General features: G+C 41.8%; 18 protein-coding genes and 1 pseudogene. 17 read left to right on the forward strand and 2 right to left on the reverse strand.

The window, feature by feature from the left end:
* Positions 1-83 precede the first annotated feature (83 nt).
* The 17 genes and pseudogenes from AC0J2F_RS07855 to AC0J2F_RS07935 all read left to right on the forward strand — a co-directional run bounded on the left by AC0J2F_RS07855 (position 84) and on the right by AC0J2F_RS07935 (position 19208).
* Positions 84-1412, forward strand: coding sequence for a hypothetical protein (locus tag AC0J2F_RS07855; protein ID WP_473007172.1), 1329 nt, complete (start codon positions 84-86; stop codon positions 1410-1412).
* Between the two features lie 79 nt (positions 1413-1491).
* The gene (locus AC0J2F_RS07860; protein WP_473007173.1) at positions 1492-2937 is read left to right on the forward strand and encodes a hypothetical protein; all 1446 of its coding nucleotides are present in this window, start codon (positions 1492-1494) and stop codon (positions 2935-2937) included.
* Positions 2938-2984: 47 nt separating this feature from the next.
* Positions 2985-3935: an alpha/beta hydrolase gene (locus AC0J2F_RS07865; protein ID WP_473007174.1), complete on the forward strand. Its 951-nt coding sequence runs from the start codon at positions 2985-2987 to the stop codon at positions 3933-3935.
* On the forward strand, positions 3932-4792 hold the full coding sequence (locus AC0J2F_RS07870; RefSeq protein ID WP_473007175.1) for a heparin lyase I family protein: 861 nt from the start codon (positions 3932-3934) through the stop codon (positions 4790-4792). Before AC0J2F_RS07865 ends, AC0J2F_RS07870 begins: the two co-directional genes overlap by 4 nt.
* A gap of 76 nt (positions 4793-4868) precedes the next feature.
* Entirely contained in the window at positions 4869-6074 is a 1206-nt protein-coding gene (locus tag AC0J2F_RS07875) for an oligosaccharide flippase family protein (RefSeq protein ID WP_473009377.1), read from the forward strand.
* A 27-nt stretch (positions 6075-6101) separates the two neighbouring features.
* The gene (locus AC0J2F_RS07880; RefSeq protein ID WP_473007176.1) at positions 6102-7373 is read left to right on the forward strand and encodes a hypothetical protein; all 1272 of its coding nucleotides are present in this window, start codon (positions 6102-6104) and stop codon (positions 7371-7373) included.
* The gene (locus AC0J2F_RS07885; RefSeq protein ID WP_473007177.1) at positions 7366-8406 is read left to right on the forward strand and encodes a glycosyltransferase family 4 protein; all 1041 of its coding nucleotides are present in this window, start codon (positions 7366-7368) and stop codon (positions 8404-8406) included. The genes AC0J2F_RS07880 and AC0J2F_RS07885 overlap by 8 nt, the downstream gene beginning before the upstream one ends.
* A gap of 338 nt (positions 8407-8744) precedes the next feature.
* Positions 8745-8903 (forward strand): annotated as a pseudogene (locus AC0J2F_RS07890) (DapH/DapD/GlmU-related protein); the annotation flags it as partial.
* A gap of 25 nt (positions 8904-8928) precedes the next feature.
* Complete coding sequence (locus AC0J2F_RS07895; protein WP_473007178.1) at positions 8929-10173, forward strand: O-antigen ligase family protein; 1245 nt, start codon at positions 8929-8931, stop codon at positions 10171-10173.
* Positions 10139-10999 carry a sulfotransferase gene (locus AC0J2F_RS07900; protein WP_473007179.1) on the forward strand — a complete coding sequence of 287 codons (861 nt, stop codon included), beginning with the start codon at positions 10139-10141 and terminating at the stop codon, positions 10997-10999. Before AC0J2F_RS07895 ends, AC0J2F_RS07900 begins: the two co-directional genes overlap by 35 nt.
* Positions 10999-11979, forward strand: coding sequence for a polysaccharide deacetylase family protein (locus AC0J2F_RS07905; RefSeq protein WP_473007180.1), 981 nt, complete (start codon positions 10999-11001; stop codon positions 11977-11979). Before AC0J2F_RS07900 ends, AC0J2F_RS07905 begins: the two co-directional genes overlap by 1 nt.
* Positions 11979-13139 carry a hypothetical protein gene (locus AC0J2F_RS07910; protein WP_473007181.1) on the forward strand — a complete coding sequence of 387 codons (1161 nt, stop codon included), beginning with the start codon at positions 11979-11981 and terminating at the stop codon, positions 13137-13139. The genes AC0J2F_RS07905 and AC0J2F_RS07910 overlap by 1 nt, the downstream gene beginning before the upstream one ends.
* A 76-nt stretch (positions 13140-13215) precedes the next feature.
* Positions 13216-14655 carry a B12-binding domain-containing radical SAM protein gene (locus AC0J2F_RS07915; RefSeq protein ID WP_473007182.1) on the forward strand — a complete coding sequence of 480 codons (1440 nt, stop codon included), beginning with the start codon at positions 13216-13218 and terminating at the stop codon, positions 14653-14655.
* 135 nt (positions 14656-14790) lie between these two features.
* Positions 14791-15549, forward strand: coding sequence for a WecB/TagA/CpsF family glycosyltransferase (locus AC0J2F_RS07920; RefSeq protein ID WP_473007183.1), 759 nt, complete (start codon positions 14791-14793; stop codon positions 15547-15549).
* A 4-nt stretch (positions 15550-15553) separates the two neighbouring features.
* Positions 15554-16864: a UDP-glucose dehydrogenase family protein gene (locus AC0J2F_RS07925; protein WP_473007184.1), complete on the forward strand. Its 1311-nt coding sequence runs from the start codon at positions 15554-15556 to the stop codon at positions 16862-16864.
* Complete coding sequence (locus AC0J2F_RS07930) at positions 16864-17853, forward strand: UDP-glucuronic acid decarboxylase family protein (RefSeq protein WP_473007185.1); 990 nt, start codon at positions 16864-16866, stop codon at positions 17851-17853. The genes AC0J2F_RS07925 and AC0J2F_RS07930 overlap by 1 nt, the downstream gene beginning before the upstream one ends.
* A complete protein-coding gene (locus tag AC0J2F_RS07935; protein WP_473007186.1) occupies positions 17853-19208 on the forward strand; it encodes an undecaprenyl-phosphate glucose phosphotransferase in 1356 nt (451 codons plus the stop codon). Before AC0J2F_RS07930 ends, AC0J2F_RS07935 begins: the two co-directional genes overlap by 1 nt.
* Here the strand turns inward: AC0J2F_RS07935 and AC0J2F_RS07940 are convergent.
* Complete coding sequence (locus tag AC0J2F_RS07940) at positions 19202-20368, reverse strand: glycosyltransferase family 4 protein (RefSeq protein WP_473007187.1); 1167 nt, start codon at positions 20366-20368, stop codon at positions 19202-19204. The two genes, AC0J2F_RS07935 and AC0J2F_RS07940, sit on opposite strands and share 7 nt — an antisense overlap.
* Positions 20361-21671: a phenylacetate--CoA ligase family protein gene (locus AC0J2F_RS07945; protein ID WP_473007188.1), complete on the reverse strand. Its 1311-nt coding sequence runs from the start codon at positions 21669-21671 to the stop codon at positions 20361-20363. The genes AC0J2F_RS07940 and AC0J2F_RS07945 overlap by 8 nt, the downstream gene beginning before the upstream one ends.
* Positions 21672-21725: the final 54 nt, after the last annotated feature.

Consider the following 21725-nt stretch of genomic DNA (forward strand, 5'->3'; position numbering starts at 1 on the left):
CTATAATAAATAGCGCCATTTTTATTATCCTACTATGTGTAGGGTTTAGGTATTTGGATCAGGTTTTTGCTTCTAAACATAAGTTGAATAATACCGCAGAAGCATTTGAATCATTTTCAAAGAACAGCGAAATAGATTTACTTTTCGTTGGTAGCTCTCATGTTTTTACCTCTACAATACCCGCAGTAGTTGACAAGCAAACCAAGAGCCGAAGTTTTAGTTTTGGTAGTGATGGTCTTCGCCTTGAACTATCTAGCATTATCATAGAAGAAGCACTTAAGTCTTGCAAACCAAAGCTCGTAGCTGTCGAGATTTTTCGCGGGTCGGTTGCAAAGATTGAGACTGATATTTCCAAAGGCTTTCAATTACGAGCTTTGGACTTTGCATCCCATGCTTCTTTGCAAAAACTCAAGCGAGTCCGAGAAATCTATTCGAGTGAGGAGATCTTGGGAGTGTATTCTACACTTATCAGAAATCACAAGAATTGGCCTACTCTAAATTATAAAAGTTTGTATAGGGGATTGGAGATAGATCCTAGGAAAAACTTCTTTGATCGTGGTTATATGGGAGTTTATAGCTCAATCCATGATAGTTTGGCTGAGGATTTTAAATTTTTTAGAGATGTGCTTCCTCAATCAAGTAAGGCAGACCCATATTTCAGGGCAATTCACATCGAGGAGATCAAATACTTAAAAGAACTGTCCGAAAATCATGATTTTGAATTGCTTTTTTACACGGCTCCAGATCTGTGGTATCCGTGGGTTAATAAGCAGTTATATTTAGAACTAGATAGCCTGGTGAATCAATATAATATTCCTTACCTAAATGAGAACGAGTATTATGAGCAAATGGATTTAAAGATTCAAGACTTTAAGGATGCTAGTCACTTGAATTTTTACGGGGCTATCAAATCATCGAAATTATTGGGGGATTTTATTTATGAGAACTTTGATTTGCCAGACCGTTCAGCAGATTCGGAGTGGCAGCATATACAGCGGGATTTTACGAACCGTAAGCTACAGGCGATAGAGGGTAAGTTAATGCTTAGGGACTCGGCTATGAGATACCTTTTGCCTGAACTGAGTTTTAGTAATTTTGAGGTAAGACAAATTCTAGGCAGACTTCAATTTAGCTTTCATTTTAATGATAACAGCTCTAAGTATAATGGAAAATACAATTTGGGAATTCAAGTTTTTCCAAAGAAAGGGTATGAGTATCAACGCGCTCTACAAAGTAAAGGAAAGAATAGAGGGTTCGATAATTTCTCCTTTGAGCTTAAAAATATAACTAGACCGTTTGTAAAGGTCTTAAATTCTGAAATTTCTCAGATTGAACGTGTGAGAATTTTTCTGTTCGATGCCAACGGATACAACGGAGTAATTGGAAATCCAGTGATCATCGATGATTTCTGAAATTATTGATAGGAAAATGGACACATCAAACACCAACTTTGTCGCCTTGCAATATTAATTACCTTCACCTAATGAAATAATGGGTAAACAGTCCAAAATCAATGTCTTCATTTTAATTTTTTTACTCTGCGGAGGCTTTTGGTATTTCAATAAGATTTTCATAACAGTAATTGATTACATGAACACCAGGCAGGAGTTTGAATGGGTTAGCTCTAGAACAAATGTTGATATTCTCTTATTGGGTAGTTCTCATATGTACGCAAGCATCAATCCTGCGGTCTTAGACAGCCTTACCAATACCGTGTCCTTTAATAAGGGAACTGCATTAATGAAGTTTGATTTTACTTCCATGGCACTAGATCACGCTTTGAAAAGCACTAGTCCAAAATTAGTGGTGGTTGAACTCTACAGAGGCTCTTTTTCTGAATTGAACACGAAAGAGAAAGGGTTGCAATTGCGACTAATGGATGAACAAACCATTTTTTCCTCACAAAAATTAAAAAAAGCACTTTCCACCTATTCTATAAGGGAGTTGCCCAGCGTATATTCTCCTTTAATCAGAAATCATCAGGATTGGTTCACCTTTGATTATTTATCGCTTAACAGAACAAGAGGTACTATCCCCAATAGGGCTTTTAGGTATAATGGTTACGTAGGTGCTTTAGAATCATTGCCAGAAGAACAGGCTAAAAAGTATGTGAATTTTAAAACCTTGACCCCACCGTTAGACACCACAAAGGTGTTTTTTGAGCAAAGGCATCTCAAGGAGCTAGAGCAAATCCTGGAAATGTCAGAAAAGCACGATTTTGAGCTATTGATCATCACGGCTCCAGATTTACCTGCTAGCCGACGCAATTATCAGGTACACCGAGAAATTCAAAGGTATTGCGAGAAATACGGAGTTAACTATTTGAATTTCAATGATCTGTATGATACTTTGAAACTTGATGTACATGACTTTAAGGACCCCTATCATTTAACATTGTCCGGGGGAATAAAAGTCACTGAGTATCTGGCTTCATACATTAATAAAAATTATGACCTGCCTGATAGGTCAAAGGATGAATTCTGGGTTAGCCAAAGGGATTCCGTAAAGTATTTTAAGGCCGATTATCTTTACGGGAGTGATTTGTTGCCACTCAAGCGACGAGATTCGCTTTTTGAGGAAATTGTAATTAATAATATAGCCACTAGGAAATTTGAAGGCCGGTTTGAATTCACAATAATCTTCGACAGTATAGCCCACCCAAAAGTTAATGGTAAATACAAGTTGGCTGTTCAGATTTTTCCAAAACCCAGCTCTAAACACCAATTGTCCAATGTGAGTAAGTCAAAAAAGAGATCATTTGATACGTACGCTAAAGTTATAGATGATATAAATTTACCTTTTGATATGGTATTCAGGACCAGAATTGATAATATAGAAAGGATACGATTCTTTCTTGTCAGCAATGGCGAGTATTCTGGAACAATTGGAAATTCGGTTAGCATTGATGGCAGCGCATTTGAGCTCAATAACAGATAAATCCCTTGTAAACATGGAATACTCATGCTGCATTTAACCAGTTAAAAATGACTTACATTTCAGTCAAACATATTGTCATCAAAGCTTCTGTCTTTATTTTTTTGGCCCATTGTCAGATCGGTTATGCGCAAGACACCTTAACCTTTAAAAAGACAGCTGATGGGGAGGCCTTAAGAATATTAAGTATGAAGGTAAATGACCGAATCCCCAAAAAAGAAAAGGCGCCGGCGTTTGTGTTGCTTTGCGGGGGCGGATGGATTGACTTTACCTGGTTTCAATTAAAAGACCTCGCCCGTGATTTGTCTTCCTCTGGGGCTCAAGCCTACGTGGTTGAATACCGCACTTCTAAAACATTTCCGGGTGCCAGCCCAATGGATGCCCTTGATGATGTTCACGATGCTATTTACTATTTAAGGGAACATGCCAATGAACTCCATCTAGACCCGGATCAAATTGTGGTGATAGGCAATTCTGTAGGGGGCCAAATGGCATTTGCCTCCACTCTGGCCAATCCTAGGAAATTGGCACCGTTTTCAAAATACAGACCCAACTATATCGTTGCCTATTCTCCGGTACTTCGCAATGACAGTCTGGGCTATGGTTTTGATAGAATAGGGGCCGAGAATGCCGAGTGGTTCTCGCCTTGGAATGTCTACACGGAAACTCCTGCTCGTATGGTTCCTAGCTTGATCTTTTCCGGAGACCAAGACCATCATATAAAAATTGACGATCTAAAAACTTTTGAGGCAAAAGCGAGAGAGAAAGGAGATGATATAGCGTTGGTGGTGATCCCAGATGTGGGTCATTCCATGATCAAACAACGCCCAGATATTTATGAGTATACTGCGCCTCAGATATTGAGCTTTTTAGAGCAACAAAAAATGCAGTTTAGCCCTCTTAAAAGATCTATGCTATATTTTATTCTTGGGATAGTCATAGGAATTGGCATGTTTATTTATTTGGTTAGAAGAAGACGAATTAATGCAAGAAGATCATGAAAAGAAAAGTAACAAATTGTCTGTTGTCCATTCTGGTTTTGACTTGCGTATTAGCTTGTAAGAACGACCAATTGGAAGATGTTCAATTAAACTACAGTCCGGAAAGTAATTATCCGGAGTATCTGCGAGAAGACTCCTTTGAAAATGATTTTGCAGGCTTCTGGCGATTCCAGAAAGCAGCTCCTGAGCGAATTGCAATTTCTGCAGATCCCACAAATCCAAATAACCAAGTTCTCCGTGTGGAACTCCACCCTGACGAACGTACCCATGGTGGGAACCGAACCGAGCTGGTCATTGCAGGGCACGATTCCTTGGGATACAGAAGCACCTATGGATTTAAATTCATGCTACCAGATTCGTTCTTTAAAGCAGAGGATTCTAATATTTGGTTCTTGATCCACCAATGGCATGATGAGCCACAAGCAGGTTACAATTGGAAGACCAATAAGCACAAAACCAAACCGCCAGCCTCTTTAATTGTTCAATATACAAAGGACCAAGGGTATCAGCTGGTCTACGTTACTGGTTTACAAACAGGCGATCTTAAAGAGGCAAAGATTCTCAGATCACCAATTCAATTAGAACCTAATCTCTGGTACGAATTTGCCAATGAAATCCTCTGGAGTGTATATGATATAGACGGATATTCAAAACCTAGCATAAATGGTGAGGTATTCCTAAAAGACGATGAACCCACTGTCTATGCCAGAGGTAGGAATATGTATAATACCGAGGGTAGTTATTATAAATTTGGACTGTATAGTTCCGGACAACAAAAAAATAGCAGAACGCTCTATTTTGACGATTTTTACATTCGCTCAAAAAGGGTAGGCTATGCACCTATTAAATTAGATTAACTCCATCAAGAACATCAAATTAAATACAGACTATAAAGAGATCCTGGCCAAAGGTGGCAAGGCCTTGGCAATTCGAATGCTTGGGTTTTTGAGTGGTTATCTTTTCATATACTTTGTTGTTAAGTATTTTGGGGCTGAGACTCAAGGGCGCTTGTCGCTCAGTTTTTCGGTCATGATTTTGAGCTCCCTAGTATGTCGCCTGGGAATAGACACCCATTTTGTCAAAGTATTTGCCTTAGCAGACAATATCAACAATGCAAGAGGCATATATTTCAAGCTTTTACCCTATCTCTTTCTAGCAACCTTGTTGGTAAGTGCAGGGATCTTTTTTACTGCGGATTTAATAAGTGTGGCGATTTTCAATGATCCCGAACTAACACCTTTTCTAAAATGGACTGCGCCCTGCGTGATGTTGTTTTCGTTTGTGCTTTTACACGCTGCTATTTTTCGAGGCCTGCGCATGAACAGTCTGTATGCCTTCTTGTTTAATGGTGGCCGTTTTCTGTTCAGCCTGATCTTCTTTTTTGCGCTTCTTTGGGCGGTTGATATAAACGAACCCATAGCAGCTGCTATGGCTCATACTGCTGCTGTATTGGCTCTAGTACTCATAAGTCTTGCGTATTTGAGAAAGACGGTGTTTCCGGTTGTTAAAGAGAGTATTTACAGAACACGACACTTTGTTAAACAGTCCTTGCCCATGTTGCTTAGCGCCTCCTTGATTGTGTTCTTAGGGTGGGCAGATAGTATCATATTGGGAATCTTTAAAGACAGTGCTGAGGTAGGTATTTACAGCGTGCTTATCAAAGTAGCTGCTGTTGTGAGCTTCGCCATGCAAGCTACAGATTCTATTTTGGCGCCTAAAATCGCCGCAGCCTACGCCACCAATCAGATCGCATTATTCAAAAAAATGATTCGCTTTACTGTAGTTGTGAACACTGTTGTGGCTTCGGGCCTGTTTTTAGGAATATTCTTGTTTAAAAACTTCATTTTAGGCCTTTTTGGAGAAGAATTCATTCCCTTTGCCTGGGCCTTGATCATTCTAGCCGCAGGGCAATTGGTTAATGCTATACTTGGGCCAGTCAGTGCAATGTTCCAAATGACAGGTTATCAAGTTTACTGGCAAAACATACTTTTCATTGCCTTTGTGGTCAATGTTATATTGAATCTGAGTTTGGTTCAGTCTTATGGAATATATGGAGTGGCTACCGCAACAGCTGTAAGCGTTGTCTTGTCTAAATTGATCGGGGCCTATTATATTCGTAAAAAAGTGTGGCAACCCTAAGGGAATTTTTGCATCTTATAGTCGATCATGAGCGAAAGCCGACCAAAAATCATAAGAATAGATCACACCTTGGTAAAAACCTTGGTGATCTTGCTGGTGCTTAAACTGATTTTCTCTTATTTGCTGGTTGAGGTTGGTTGGTGGCAACGCCATTTAACACCCAACGATATAAAATTCAACCCGCTAGGGATTCCCAAAGAAATCGGCCGAATGCTGGAGTATTTGATGCTCCCGCTTATGCTGCTATATTTAGCAAAGAACTTAAAGTACGCCAGAGGACTTTTGCTTAGCTTGGGTCTAATAGGGGCCATGCTGCTTTTCAATATTGCCACGGCTATCTACAACGGCGTCGGGCTTTTGGACAGCATGGAGTATACCTTAAAACTCGCCGCTCCGGTCTTGTTCTTTTGCGTGTTAATGGTTCAGCATCGCAAACACGGCTATAATCTCAAAACATTATTGCTGGGCCTGTGTTGGCTTTGTGTTGCCCTTACCCTAGTTGGCATTGCTTTGTTTGACCCTTCATACAATCACTGGCGCAATTGGCTTCCGGTATACTTTACAGGATTACACACTCACAATTATCTATTAGTAGGGGTCTTTATAGGGTTCAGTTATTGGTTGTACCTAAAACGGCAGTATCTCTCTGTGATAGCCCTTCTCACCGGCGGATTCTTGTTTTTGAACTTCGGATACCAGATTCGTTCGGCCTTGGTATTTCTATTGGTTTTTATGGGAGCGATGCTGTTTAGCATGCACAAAACCTTTCAGCGCTTAATACTCCGCTTGGTAATACTTATCCCTTTCGGATTATTGGCCTTTGTAACACTATCTCCAAGCTTCGATTGGAACAAATACTCCTCTGGCCGTATAACAATGTACGAGGAGAAATACGAGATGTTGCAGGACTACACAGTAGCCGATTTTGCCTTTGGTAAAGGGAAGGGAGCCGACTTTATTACTACACGCGATTGGTGGTACGACGAAAAGAACTCCCATAACGATCTACTTACCTTTTTGGTCGAAAACGGACTGCCTTACACCCTACTTTTTTTAGGGCTTCTACTGTCGTTAGTCATACAACAGCGCCGACCCAGGATGCTGGTTATCGGCGTGGTTCTGGGGTATTTGGCAACTTCGCTGCTCAGTAATGGGATAACCCTACGGCCATTGGCTGGCTATATAGTCTTTACGGCCTTGGCCTTTATTCAAGCTTACCCTACTTTAGAAACAGTTCCCAAATCTGGACGGATAAGATTTGTTATTTCCAAACGCAAGCTGAGTCCAAGCAATGAGTAAACGAAAGGTCCTTATCGTATCCAATATGTACCCGAGTGCTACTAAGAAGTATTCGGGCATCTTTGTTAAGAATCAGTACGAAGCCTTGACGAATATGGCTGGAGATGATCTGGAATTTGAACTCTATACTATGAAGCGCTCCATGACTGGGCCTTTAGGTTCTGCCTGGAAATACCTTAAGTTCTTTGTTGGCTTTGTTCCGTTCTTATTTCGGTCTTATAAGGTTGTTCACCTGCATTATTTTGTCCCTTTGATCGGCATGGTCTGGCTTTATAAGATATTCCATCCCAAGACTAAGTTGATGGTAACCTTCCATGGAGGAGATATTAACGCAGATGTAACTGCAAAGAACCAATGGCTGTATCGGCCATTGGCTAGAAAAGTAGATCTTGCTATTCCCGTGGGGCAGCATGTGGCGAAGAAAGTAAAAGGAAAATTGCAGATTGAGAATCAACTCGTACTTCCCGTAGGTGTTGACAATAGGGTGTTTTACCCAGAACCAGACGCACAGCGTATCTATGATTTTATATATGTCGGCTCGTTTTTTCATGTAAAAGGGATAGACATCTTTTTCCAGGCCTTGCAAAAGCTAGGCAAGGAGCTGCGTTTTTGTGTAGTGGGAAAGGGGGAGCAGTATCAAAAAGAATTTGAGTCTTTAGTTGCAGAAGGATATCAAATTGACCTCAAAATAGACCAAAGTCACACACAACTTAGGGGGCTTTACAATCAAGCTCGATTTTTAGTCTTACCTTCAAGGTCAGAGGGCTTTCCAACAGTAACCGTTGAGGCTATGTTTTGCGGAACTCCAGTGATCACTAGTGACATCCCACAATTTTTGGAACAGGTAAGGGATACTGAGAACGGCTTTGTTTTCCCTCTGGATCAACCTGAAAAACTGGTTGGGGTTATGCAGAAAGCCATAGCAATATCGCCAGCCCAATATAAGAACATGCAAGAAGCAGCGATAAATTCGTTTAAAGATTTGGCCCTAGATCATGTTTGTCAACGCTTGATAAAAGAATACCAATGCTGAGAAAAATCTTCTTTTTTATCTACGTAGTGTTTTTTAAGAACACGCCAGAAGACTACCGCCCTTATGCCTTGTTCTTTCCGGCTTTGAGGGCTTTTTTGGTGCGCAATTATCTAAAGAGTTGCGGTAAAAAATTACGCGTAAAAACGGGCGCAGAGATTTCGCCCAACAGCAGTGTGGGTTATGATTCGGAGTTGGGAACTCGCAGCATGATACAGGCCAATGTTACTATTGGAGACCATGTGATTATGGGGCCCGATATCAAGATCTATTCTAGAAACCACAAAGATGACCGCCTGGATATTCCGATACAAAAACAGGGCAAGCACTATTTAAGCACCCAGATCGGAAACGACGTTTGGATAGGTGCCAACGCGATAGTAACAGCGGGTGTAAAAGTTGGAAACCATGTGATCATTGCCGCAGGAGCCGTTGTGACCAAAGATGTGGCAGATTACAGTGTGGTTGGAGGCGTGCCAGCTAAAGTTATTCGAATGCGCAACTAAATACACAATACCCGAACTTTTGGCATTTACAATTGATAATAAACCCTTTTTTGAGCGCTTAACGGCCGGTTCAATGTTGCTCTTGGGAATCACACTGCCTTTCCAAGATCAGTTCAGTACAATTGCTATGGTACTAGTTCTTGCCTGCGGATTATTGCAATACTTTTTTGGAGCTGCTCCTGTGCAAAAAAAACAGCTCGGCTCTTTATTGTTGGTGGCCTTTTTGATAGTGTTACCGCGCATAACGGGACTTTTCTACGGACAATGGGACAACGCTACCAAGGAATTGCTCAGATCGGTTCCCTTACTGATCATGCCACTGGCGTTTTTACTACTGAGCGGGCATAAGCAAGTACATAAATTACGATGCTGGTTCTTTTGGGGCTTAGTTGGCGGAATTACGCTTTTGGCAATTGTCTGTTATTATCCGGTTATAAAGACGATGATTGCCGAAAAACAACCATTGAGCTATCTGCTGCGTTGGCGCTATATGAATTTTAATTTCACCACACCTTTAGAAGATGGACACCCTGCATATCTCGGTTTACTGATCTGCTGGATCATAGGCCATGTCTTTTTCACAGATTTTATAAGAGCAAAATGGCGATTATTAATTGGGCTCTTATTCACAGTACTGCTGTTCCAATTAGTGGCCAGAAATGCCTTAATTGTTGCCGGAATTTTATGGCTGATCTATATAGTAAAAAGCAACTTACGCTGGTTACAACTCGGTGCCGCTGCAGTTCTACTTATTGTGGTAGGTCTTGTGATTTTTCATCCTTCAAAGTATTTACAAGACAAGTTCTTTTATGTATTTTCTCAGGAGGCTAAAGAGCGTGAGAACACCAGATTTGAACGATTAGAGGCTTCTTATGAGGTGTTCAAACAAGCACCTTTATTTGGCCCAGGCCCAGGAGAAGATAACGAGCTACGTATGCAGGCTTATAAGCAAATGGGTGAAGAGGTTGCCTTTAGAAACAATTATAACGCCCACAATCAATACATGGAATTTTTAAGCACTTTTGGCTTATATGGTGCGCTCTGTTTTATTCTGGCAATACTCCTGGTTACGCGTATGCTTTTAAGGTCTTCCAAGCGTGTTGATCTGTTTTTGTGGGGCGGATTTTTACTGGCTATGATCACCGAAAGTATGCTGGAACGCTCGCTTGGTGTGAAATACATGAGTATCTTGCTAGCCTTTATTTTGTTGAACCAATTAATCTCCAGGCGTGAAGATAATCTACCTGATGGGCGCAGGCCGTAGCGGAACAACTTTGCTAGCCACCTTACTTGGCAATGCTGAAGGCATTACCACCTTGGGAGAGATGCATCAATTTTTAGATTATTATCTCGACAAGAAGCCTTGTAGCTGCGGAGCTGATCTGGACCAGTGCGAGTTCTGGTCTAAAGTGATTAAGCGTTTGGAGCAGAACTACAGCTGTCAAGAACTAATCGAGATGAATCAACTTCGAGACCGCGTAGAAGGCCACGGACATATCATAAAGTCGCTGTTTGGCTCTAATAGGGTATACCAAGACTTTCAGAAACAACTATTTGAACACGTCGTGGCAGCGCATCCCAATGAAGCACTTTTAGATTCTGCCAAGTATATCTCCCGCGGCTTGCAATTGGCCCGACTCAAAGAAACTGAGGTTAAAGTAGTTTATGTAGTACGCGATGTTAGAGGGGTAATCTTTTCATTTGGTAAAAAGGTTCAGACGCAGAAATCGCCATTGTCTGCAATGATCTATTATAAGCTTATCAATTTTTTTGGATTACTCGCACAGTGGACTTTGGGGAAAGAAAAGGTAATGCGTTTGCGTTATGAATCGCTGGTGGCATCGCCAGAGAGAAGCTTGTCCGATCTCAAAACATTTTTAGATCACGATTTGAGCGCGGTAAATAGTAAGCTCAAAGAAAAAGAACCCTTTCAAATGCCTCATATTATTGCAGGTAATCGCTTGGTGTCTGCGAAACAGATTGAGCTAAAACCAGATTTCGCCTGGAAACAGGTTCAGCCTAGAGCTATGCAGATCCTGTATTATTTGCTTAATTTACCCCTGCAATTAATCTTTAAATATCGCATCTAGTGAACATTTACATTACGCTCGACTACGAACTATTTTTCGGAAAACAAACCGGAACAGTATCCCAATGCGTTATCGAGCCTACAAGACAATTGCTAGCAATTCTAGACCCTTTGTCGATTAAAGCAACTTTCTATGTCGATGCGGGGTATTTAATGGCTTTACAGCGTCAAAAAGATGACGTTCCACAATTGCAGTCAGATTATGATCTCATTGCCGGACAGATTCGAGAACTGGCACAAGCGGGTCACGCCATCCAATTACACATACACCCACATTGGGAAGATTCCTTTTTTAAAGACAGTAGCTGGCACATCGACACTTCCAGATATAGGCTTGCTGATTTTTCAGAAGCCGAGGTTATGGAGCTTGTGACACGTTATCACGAGGTATTGAGGGGTATTAGCGGTGTAGCTTGCAGTTCTTACAGGGCGGGTGGTTGGAGTGCCCAACCCTTTGAAGCTATTGGGAAAGCGCTATTGGCCAATAATATACAACGCGACAGCACTGCATTTCCCGGAGGCTATTACAATTCAGACGATCAGTTCTACGATTTTAGGTCGATCCAAGACTTTACAACGTACTACCGCTTTACTGAAGATCCGAATCAACCCGAGAAAGAAGGGGTGTTTGAAGAGATACCCATTAGCGCCCATAGGGTTTCACCTTTGTTTTTCTGGCGATTCGTTTGGGTAAAGTTATTCGGGGGAAAAAGTCATGAGGCTTATGGAGATGGGCAAGCGATCACGAAAGAAAAATCGGATGTATTGCGCCTGCTTACTAGATATTCTCGCTCTGTTGTTAGTATGGATGGATATAAAGCCAGCTATTTGCGAGAGGCGTTTAATCGCTATGCAAAACACGCTGATCATGCTACAAACTTTGTGATAATTGGTCATCCAAAAGCCTTTACGCCCTATTCCTTAAAGCAATTAAAAGGGTTTATATCCAGAACTGATCCGGTTCAATACCAACTGCTCTAATGATGGAGGGTCCTAGTACATTTAATACCAGATTAACCAAAGGCCTTGAGACCTATTTGGCTCCGATTTTACTCCTGGTGTTTTTGGCAATAGAGTTTTACGCCAAGTTCCAACGGTATGCAGCGGAGACCACAAACCTCCAACAAATTATAAAAGGGATTGCGTTTATAGGACTTGGGTCATTGCTGCTCTTGCATTTTAAAAGGACCAAAAAACTACTTTTCGCAGTACTACTGTTAGCTGTGATTTTTGTTATTGGACAGTTGAGCTTAGATCCTAAATTCAGTAAAGAGAATCTAGTAGTTTTTAGTCGTTTCCTTTTTCCTCTTGTTCTGTTCGGATGCTTTAATGTTTACAAACCTAATGCGCGAGGAAGAGCGCTACTTTTTAGTTGCTTTGAAGGGTTCTTGCTGGTTAATTTTGTGCTTCTTCTATTGGGTTTGTTTACGCAAACATATGTACTGAAAACCTATCTGGGAGATCGCTTTGGCTTTAATGGTCTTTTGGTCACTTCTGCAACCAGCACCTACGTTTACCTTTGTGCGCTAGGTTACTTCTATTTTAAAAATCCAGACTCTTTTTACAAAAAGCTTCTTTTTTGGGTTATAGTCTGCAGTTGCCTAATAGTGGGGACTAAAACACTGTATTTGGGAGTCTTGCTGTTCTCCTTATTGGTATTTGTAAACGGAAGATTTCGTTATAAGAGACCACTTACCCTCGTTGGGATCTCGGCTTTGGTCGTTGGCGTTTATTTTCTTTTCTACAAGGTTCCAATATTTCGCGAAATTCAAGAGCAAGAGGGCCTTATGACCGCGGCACTCTCGTACCGAGATCAGCTATTGTTGAATCAGACGTTTCCCTACATTCAAGAGAATTGGAGCTTTCTAAACTACCTCTTTGGCGGCACCTCAGATTTTAGTCTTCGCTCTCAAATGGACCTATTTGATGTACTTTACTTTTGGGGAATCGTAGGTGCGCTGCTGTATTTTTGGTGTTACTATAGAGCTTATTTTACCTTTAGAGTAAATCGCAGCACTTTATTTTTCCTGCTTCTTTTTGCCTTTGCTGTATTGCTCTCTGGAAATTTTTTCACCTATACCAGTATCCCGATTTATTTGGTCATTTTAAGAGAAGCCCTTATTAGTCAGCGACTTGATTGATAGAATTTTTCTAACTTAGTATGGATAGCTACCATTGTGTGGGTTTATTTTTCAAGTCATCACTAAGGTTTTCTCTATGGGCGCCAAACATATCACTCTAATCGATCTAAATAATTTCTCCTACTACCCGACCATTTCTATGGGTTTGGTGGCTCGATATATTCGCGATGCTGGATTTTCACTAAATGTGATCAGCCCGCTTAGTAATGGTATCAAAAGCAGGAGTAGAGAAAAGGTAGAAGGTAAAATAGATTATTACCGCAGCCGTATTGTATTCAGCCAATCTAGAGCTGTGCGTAGTATGATTCAGCAGGCAGAAAAATTGCCTTATATCAAAGAGCGATTTTTAAAAAAGCGCAAACTAGCTTCAACGGTGATCAATTCCATTCCGGCCGAGACGGATCTGGTGCTTATTTCTACCTATACCGAAAATTACACTATTTGTAAACGGGTTGTATCTCATTTGAAGTCTCTTGGAGTGCCGGTCATAATTGGTGGCCCGGCTTTTAACGATCTCAATCATGTTGCTCAGTTCGTGGCGATTGATGGTGTAAATTATGTTGTTGGAAGCGAGATCGACGCGTATTTAGGAGACTTACTAAAGGATTTTTTTGCGAGAGAGGATGTGTTCAAATACCCCGGAGTTTACAGCAAAGACAAACACAATACAGTGAATGAATACATCTTTAAAAAGATGGATGAATTGCCGGTGCCTGATTATTCTGATTTTCCATGGGACAAATACCCAAACCGCATCATTCCATACATGACTGGTAGAGGTTGTAGCTGGGGCAAATGTAATTTTTGTACCGATGTGGTCCTTGTAAACGGGCGTTCATATCGTTCTCAATCCAAAGAAAAAGTACTGTCCGACCTCAAAGCACTTTCAGAACAAGTCAAAACATACATATTTGCATTTACAGATTTAAAACTCAACAGCAATGTTGAGGTTTGGAACAGTATTATCGACGGTTTACCCAGAATAGTTGACAATCCTATTTGGTTCTGTGCGGTTCATGTTGATAATCGCAAGCGAAATGGTCTGGATAGAGAAACTTTAATTCGGGCAAAACAAGCAGGTTTAACACGAATCTCATTTGGGTTGGAAACAGCATCTCAGCGTCTTTTAGACGATATGCAGAAAGGTACAACCGTTGCGCGTTTGGACCAATTTGTAAACGATGTTAAAGCTGCTGGGATTAGTCTTAGGGCAACCATGTTTATCGGTTATCGTGACGAGAATGCAGATGATCTGCGTCAAACACATGAATTTTTGCTAAAGAATCAGGACTGTTTCGAGCGAATCAAATTGTGCCGTTTTCAGATTTACGACTTAACGCCGATCAAATCAGAATTGAGTCCGCAGGAACAACAGAACCTGCATGCTCGGCAAATAAATCACAAATATTTGAACAGTGACTACCTCCGCGAAAAGAAAAACATACTGCGTATTGTCAATAAAATCAATTCCAAAAGACTCAATGAGGACGCCCGAGCCTTCGATGGCGTAATGTAGTCTTTAAAAGGCTAAACAAGCCGTTAAACTAAGGTTTTGCCATGCTCTTGCGCCCTATCTACAACTCCTTCTGATTTATACCGCTCAGCTACCGCTGTTTTCGTATTTTTGCCGGCGAGCCCACAAGAGAACTGCATGACTGCCAGAAAAATCCACATGCTTAATACGCAGATCCACGATCTGGATATGGACCAGACCATTGCCTTGGTGGATGAGGCTATCAGTGCTCAGAAACAGATTCATCATGTGGCCGTGAACGCAGGTAAGATCGTAAAGATGCAATCCGACCCTGAACTGCGGGAGAGTGTGAATAATTCAGATCTTATCAATGCAGATGGACAGGCGGTAATTTGGGCTTCCAAGTTCCTGAACCAACCGCTAAAAGAGCGAGTAGCGGGTATAGATCTAATGGCAAATCTAGTGGCTCTGGCCCATCAGAAGCAATACAAGATATATCTCTTTGGAGCCAAAGAAGAAGTGGTAAGTAAGGTAGCTGCTATTTATAAGCAACAGTATGGCGAAAGTCTGGTAGCAGGTTATAGAAATGGGTATTTTACTAAAGATGAGGAGGCTCAAATTGCAAAAGATATTGCGGCAAGTGGAGCACAGATCTTATTTGTGGCCATTACTTCTCCGATCAAGGAAAATTTCTTATACCAGAACCGCGAAGCTTTGGCTAATGTGAATATGATCATGGGTGTTGGAGGTAGTTTTGATGTTGTTGCCGGGATAACCAAGCGAGCGCCACTTTGGATGCAAAGATCTGGCCTAGAATGGTTCTATAGATTTTTGCAAGAACCAGGCCGGATGTGGAAACGTTATCTGCTAGGTAATTTTAAGTTTATTGTATTAGTTTTAACCGAAAAATTCAAGGCCCCCCAAAAAAATAAATAATTAAATGAAGATAGCTGTAGTTGGAACAGGATATGTAGGATTGGTTACCGGAACTTGTTTGGCAGAGACCGGAAACGATGTTTTTTGCGTGGATATCGATGTGGATAAGGTAAATCGTATGCGCAACGGAGAGGTTCCTATCTATGAACCACATTTGGATGTGATCTTTGACAGAAACATTAAAGCTGGACGCTTGCGTTTTACTACAGAACTCAGCGAAGGTCTTGATTATGCAGATATAGTATTTTTAGCTTTGCCTACTCCTGAAGACGAAGACGGTTCAGCCGATCTTTCTTATGTTTTACGCGTTGCGGAAGATATTGGAAAACAGCTTAAGTCTTATAAGATCATAGTTGATAAAAGCACGGTGCCGGTAGGTACTGCAGAATTGGTTGAGAAAACAATCGCCGCCCAAACAGAAATTCCTTTTGCGGTTGTTTCTAATCCTGAGTTCTTAAGAGAAGGTTTTGCGGTTGACGATTTCATGAAGCCAGAACGTATTGTTGTTGGTGTGACAGATGAAACAGCAATAAAAGAAATGAAGCGCTTGTATGCTCCTTTTGTGCGTTCGGGTAATCCGATTATTGTGATGGACGAGAAGTCAGCAGAGTTGACCAAGTACGCGGCAAACTCCTTTTTGGCAACCAAGATCACTTTTATGAATGAGGTGGCAAATTATTGTGAGCTAGTTGGTGCTGATGTAGACAAGGTCCGCGCCGGAATGGGATCAGATTCTCGTATTGGAAATCGCTTCCTTTTCCCGGGTATAGGCTATGGTGGTTCTTGTTTCCCTAAAGATGTTAAGGCACTTCATAAAGCGGGTAAAGACGCTGGCTACAACTTTGAGATACTTGAGGCCGTGATCGGCGTGAACAATGCACAAAAGGTGTCTATGGTACCTAAGATCAAGCGCTATTTTAAGGATCAAGTGGCTGGAAAACACTTTGCTTTCTGGGGCTTAGCTTTTAAACCAGAGACCGACGATATTCGAGAAGCTCCATCTTTATATATGATAGAGGCGCTTTTGGAATTGGGCGCAACAATTACTGCTTACGATCCGGAGGCGATGCCGAATGTAAAAGCTAAAGTAGGCGACAGCATTAATTTTGCTAGATCCATGTATGAGGCTACAGAAAATGCTGATGCTCTTGTGATCAATACGGAGTGGAGTATTTTTAGAACGCCCAACTTAGAAACCCTAAAAACCAATCTCAATCAAGCAGTGATCTTTGACGGACGCAATTTGTACGATGTCAATGAAATGGCTCTTGAAGGATTTCACTATATTTCGGTGGGCCGAAAAGAAATCAGTTAATGGCGAAACGCGTTTTAATTACTGGCGCTGCCGGGTTTATAGGTTCCCATCTGTGCGACCGCTTTATAGCAGAAGGTTATAGAGTAGTAGCCATGGATAATCTTATAACCGGCGACCTCAAGAACATAGAACACCTCTTTGGTAAGGAACGTTTTGAGTTCTACCATCACGATGTGACCACCTTTGTTTATGTGCCAGGACAATTGGATTACATTCTGCATTTTGCTTCTCCAGCTAGTCCGATTGATTATCTTAAGATCCCTATTCAAACCTTGAAAGTTGGATCTTTAGGGACTCACAATCTATTGGGATTGGCCAAAGAGAAGAATGCCCGCATCCTCATCGCTTCGACCAGTGAAGTGTATGGAGATCCCTTAGTACATCCGCAATCAGAAGAATATTACGGCAACGTAAATACCATCGGACCAAGAGGCGTTTACGACGAGGCCAAGCGCTTTCAGGAATCTATCACTATGGCCTACCACCGCTTTCACGGCTTAGAAACTAGAATCGCTCGCATATTCAACACCTATGGTCCTCGAATGCGACTCAATGACGGGCGCGTGATTCCCGCATTCATAGGTCAGGCCTTGCGCGGAGAAGACCTCACAGTCTTCGGCGACGGTCACCAAACGCGTTCGTTTTGTTATGTGAACGATCAGGTCGAAGGTCTGTATCGCCTTTTACTCAGCGATTTCAGCTTGCCCGTGAATATTGGTAACCCTGATGAGATCAGTATTCTTGACTTTGCCCAAGAGATCATCAAGCTAACGGGTACCGAGCAAAAAATTGTTTTTAAGCCGCTACCTAAGGACGATCCCTTACAACGACAGCCAGACATTTCCAGAGCTCGTGAAATACTGGGATGGGAGCCCAAAATAGATCGTGCCACTGGCATGGCTAAGACCTATGAATATTTTAAGAACTTAAGTCCGGAAGAATTGCTGAAAAGCGAACACAAAGACTTCTCAAAGCACATTCGCAAGTAATGGTATTTGCAAAACGCGGACGATATTCCGGTTACATAAGACCCATACAGTATGCTATAGATCTGGCAACAATCCATTTCTTGGCACAGGGATTCTTTTCAGTTAATTCTGCCTACTATTCGTATATCATATTTGTATCCCTCGCCTGGATAGTACTCTCGGTAAAATCAAATTTCTATGAGATCTACCGCTTTACCAAAGTGGTAAAGATCTTATCCTTGATAGGACTGCAATCCATTCTATTTACCTTACTTGTATTTGCCTTTTTTGGAATCTACAACGAAATGGATCAAGACCCTGTAGAAGTACTGGTCTATATCGCCAAGGTATTTGGAGTGATTGGGGCTTTTAAGCTTGCGATCTACTACTTGCTTAAGCGATACCGACTAGTAGGAGGTAACTACAGGAACGTGATCATTTTAGGGCTTAACCAAAAAACAGAACAGCTGCGCAAGTTCTTTACCGATAATCCGGAATACGGTTATCAGCTTATTAAGACCTATGATTTCAGCGCCAGAGAAGAACTAGAAATGCAAGAGGTTTTCGATTTCGTTCTGGCCAACAATATCGATGAGATCTACTCTTCTATTGCAGAATTAGACAACGACCAGTTGGGCAGTTTGGTCGATTTTGCAGATAACAACCTCAAGATCTTAAAGTTTGTTCCAGATAATAAAGAGATTTATTCCAGACGCTTGGAGTACAATTACTACGGATATTTGCCAGTGCTTTCCTTAAGACGAATCCCAATCTTAGAGCCGTTCAATCTGTTCATCAAGCGTAGCTTTGACATCATATTGGCCTTAATTATCATTGTTGGATTGCTGAGCTGGCTTACCCCGCTACTGGCAATTATTATCAAGCTAGAATCCAAAGGCCCTGTTTTCTTTAAGCAAAAACGCAATGGCTTAGATTACAAAGAATTCTTCTGTTATAAGTTCCGCTCCATGCGTCCAAATCCTATGGCGGATTTGCACCAGGTCACCCGTGGAGATCAGCGTATTACTCGTGTAGGACGCATCATTAGAAAAACCAGTATAGACGAACTACCGCAATTCATCAATGTGTTAAAAGGTGAAATGTCTGTTGTTGGCCCTAGACCACATATGGTTAGTCATACCCATATGTATGCTGAGCGTATCGATAAATTCATGGTACGCCATTTCATTAAACCAGGAATCACAGGTTTAGCTCAGGTAACTGGTTACCGCGGAGAAGTTGAGACAGACGAAGACATCATCAATCGGGTAAAATTCGACATTTTCTACTTGGAGAATTGGTCCATGCTTTTAGACCTTAAGATCATCGTACAAACGGTCTACAATGCCATCCGCGGAGACGAAAAAGCCTACTGATCTAAAAGGGCTACCAATCGTTCCATTTGTGGCTCTGGAACAAAATTTTCACGTGCAGTTTGCTGTAATTCCTCTGGTTTAGGCCATTGACTTTTGTCGCCGTCTAATTCCAGAATTAGCGCGTTCATCGCATTCCAATCGGAACCAGGAACACTCCAACCGAGCTTGTATTGTTGTACCACCTGCGCTCCTTCTCCAGCACCTAGATAGAGGACCGGCAAGCCAAAATGAGGCAGTTCGAACAATTTAGACGGTACAGAGCCATAAATACGTGTTTTAAGCGGTGCCAGGGCCAGGTGATAATCAGAAAGCTTGCCGTGCAGCTCTTCTTTGGTTAGCGAACCCGTATAAATGATAGATTTTGAGTTGGCGTTCAGGTAAGATACTATAGCTTCTTGTTCGTTCCCCTGTCCGTAAATATGGAATTCCCAATTAGCAGGTAATTCGATCTGTTTGCACAATTCTAAGATCCCTTGAGCGGCACCTAGCAAGCCTGCATAGACCACTTTCACATCTTTTCCGGGCGTTTTACACAAAGAAGCTGTATTCGCCCTCGGATAGTTTCTGTAAAGCAAGAGCGGTGCTGTAGCGCCCTCTTTTTGCACATGGGTAAGTATTTCTTCGGATTGGCCCAGTATGGCGTCTGCATGGCGGTAAATGAATTTTTCCATCTTACGCATCCAAGCGTAAATGAGTCCCTTGCGCATGGCTCCGAGCTCCACTGCTGCAAGCGGCCAAATGTCAGAGATATTTATCACTGCTTTTAACCCTAACTTTTTCGCAGTTCTAAGACTGTGATAACCCACAAGCAAAGGCGAACACTGTATGATCACTGTATCGTAGGGATGCTGCTGCCGCAATTGCTTGCTCACACTTTTTGCAAAGGCACCCATGGCCTTAAAGCGTAACCAAGGCTTGGTTGATTTGGTTGCGAAAGTGCTCAATCGAATGGTCTGGATACCGTTTATTTGCTCGGTGTAGGGCCCAGTTTTAGGGTAGCCCTCAAACAGTTCTCCAAAAGGGTAATTGGGCAGCGGACAAAGCACGGTAACCTGCATCCCTTTGGCCTGTAGCGATTCGGCTAATATCTGGATACGATTAGCTGCAGCCCCCATTTCTGGAGGATAATAATTACTTACTATACAGATGTGTTTAGCCATTGTATTCGCTGCTGAATTGTTTTAGTTTCCCTCGAGCCGATCGGACTATGGTCTGGCAGTGTTCAAATTCTAAGATCAGGCCGGGCTCTAAATAGGTTTCTAGCGCCTTTTCCATGGTTTTCTTTTCTGCTTCGGATAGTGGCTGGGGGCTTACATATCGTATTTTAAAGCGGTTGAGGTCTTGTTGCACTACCACAAATTCCTTGACCTTGCCAGAATCTTCAATAACGCTCTTGGTTACATAATAGAAGGTGAGCCCTGGGACCGTTTTCCCGCTTGGTAAGTGCGCAATATCATTAGTGCGACCAATAAGCTCTTTGAGATAAGGTTGCCCGTTATCATCGGCAGCAATCACGCCCAGATCACCAATATCATAACGAATAAAGGGGTGTGCCTTGTTGTAAAGCGAAGTAATTATTAGCCGACCGGGAATTCCCATAGGAACAGCTTTGTCGTTATCGTCCACCACTTCTACATACAGGGTGTCCGTGTTTAAACCAAAATTGCCATCGGGAGTAGTAAAGGCAATAAGGTCTAATTCTGAGGCACCATATTCGTTGACTACAGGAACCCCAAACTGCTTTTCCATTAAGGCTTTGTCAGATTTGAAAAGCATTTCTGAGGTAACCATACAAAGCCGTAGACTCGGACAAACCGAGGTGAGCACTATGTCTTTGGCTTTAAGGTATTTTGCAAAAAGCACTATTGAGCTGGTATACCCATTGATATACTCGAAGCGCTTGTTTTTAAAGTGTTTTAGGATCTTATCCAACTCCTTCTCTTGGAGGTCGAATATCGGAAAGCGATAGCGCTTGCTGAGCAGATCTTTGAGCCGCTCTTTGTGATAACCCGGAAATTTAAGCGGAATGCCATAGAATCGGGCCTGATACGAACGGTTGAAATCGAGCTGGTATAAACCAAAACGATCTATGATATAGGCCCAAGTCAGGGCGTGGCAAAATTTGTCTTTCGCAAAAATGAACGGATGCCCGCTAGATCCAGACGTTTTGTTTATGTAAACATTCTTGGTCTTGTATTGACTGCTGAGACGATCTGCTAAAGGCTGTTGCAGATCTGACTTTGTGAGCAAGGGTAAATTGCTAAAATCCACTACGGAATCCTTACCAACTAACGCCTTGTAAAACGGAGTGTTTGCCAGGTGATAATTTGCGATCTCCAAACACTTTTGGGCTTGGTAATCTGCTTTTACGTCAATTGGGATCGATTGAATTTGCTGCAAGCTTTTACGAGCTTTCTCTAGCGGAAAACCTTTGATTTTTAGTGTAAAATCGAACAAATTCAAATCGAAAAATTAGTAGGTCAATTTACAAACAATTATTTTTGTCCCTCGGTCAAA

This window comes from Gilvibacter sp. CC01 (assembly GCF_055755295.1).

What these genes read in the sequence shown, in the direction of transcription:
- AC0J2F_RS07880 (WP_473007176.1), top strand. Translation starts at nt 6,102, where the DNA reads ATGAGCGAAAGCCGACCAAAAATCATAAGAATAGATCACACCTTGGTA.
- AC0J2F_RS07940 (WP_473007187.1), bottom strand. Translation starts at nt 20,368, where the DNA reads ATGGCTAAACACATCTGTATAGTAAGTAATTATTATCCTCCAGAAATG.
- AC0J2F_RS07885 (WP_473007177.1), top strand. Translation starts at nt 7,366, where the DNA reads ATGAGTAAACGAAAGGTCCTTATCGTATCCAATATGTACCCGAGTGCT.
- AC0J2F_RS07930 (WP_473007185.1), top strand. Translation starts at nt 16,864, where the DNA reads ATGGCGAAACGCGTTTTAATTACTGGCGCTGCCGGGTTTATAGGTTCC.
- AC0J2F_RS07935 (WP_473007186.1), top strand. Translation starts at nt 17,853, where the DNA reads ATGGTATTTGCAAAACGCGGACGATATTCCGGTTACATAAGACCCATA.
- AC0J2F_RS07865 (WP_473007174.1), top strand. Translation starts at nt 2,985, where the DNA reads ATGACTTACATTTCAGTCAAACATATTGTCATCAAAGCTTCTGTCTTT.
- AC0J2F_RS07860 (WP_473007173.1), top strand. Translation starts at nt 1,492, where the DNA reads ATGGGTAAACAGTCCAAAATCAATGTCTTCATTTTAATTTTTTTACTC.
- AC0J2F_RS07920 (WP_473007183.1), top strand. Translation starts at nt 14,791, where the DNA reads ATGACTGCCAGAAAAATCCACATGCTTAATACGCAGATCCACGATCTG.
- AC0J2F_RS07875 (WP_473009377.1), top strand. Translation starts at nt 4,869, where the DNA reads ATGCTTGGGTTTTTGAGTGGTTATCTTTTCATATACTTTGTTGTTAAG.
- AC0J2F_RS07925 (WP_473007184.1), top strand. Translation starts at nt 15,554, where the DNA reads ATGAAGATAGCTGTAGTTGGAACAGGATATGTAGGATTGGTTACCGGA.
- AC0J2F_RS07870 (WP_473007175.1), top strand. Translation starts at nt 3,932, where the DNA reads ATGAAAAGAAAAGTAACAAATTGTCTGTTGTCCATTCTGGTTTTGACT.
- AC0J2F_RS07915 (WP_473007182.1), top strand. Translation starts at nt 13,216, where the DNA reads ATGGGCGCCAAACATATCACTCTAATCGATCTAAATAATTTCTCCTAC.
- AC0J2F_RS07910 (WP_473007181.1), top strand. Translation starts at nt 11,979, where the DNA reads ATGATGGAGGGTCCTAGTACATTTAATACCAGATTAACCAAAGGCCTT.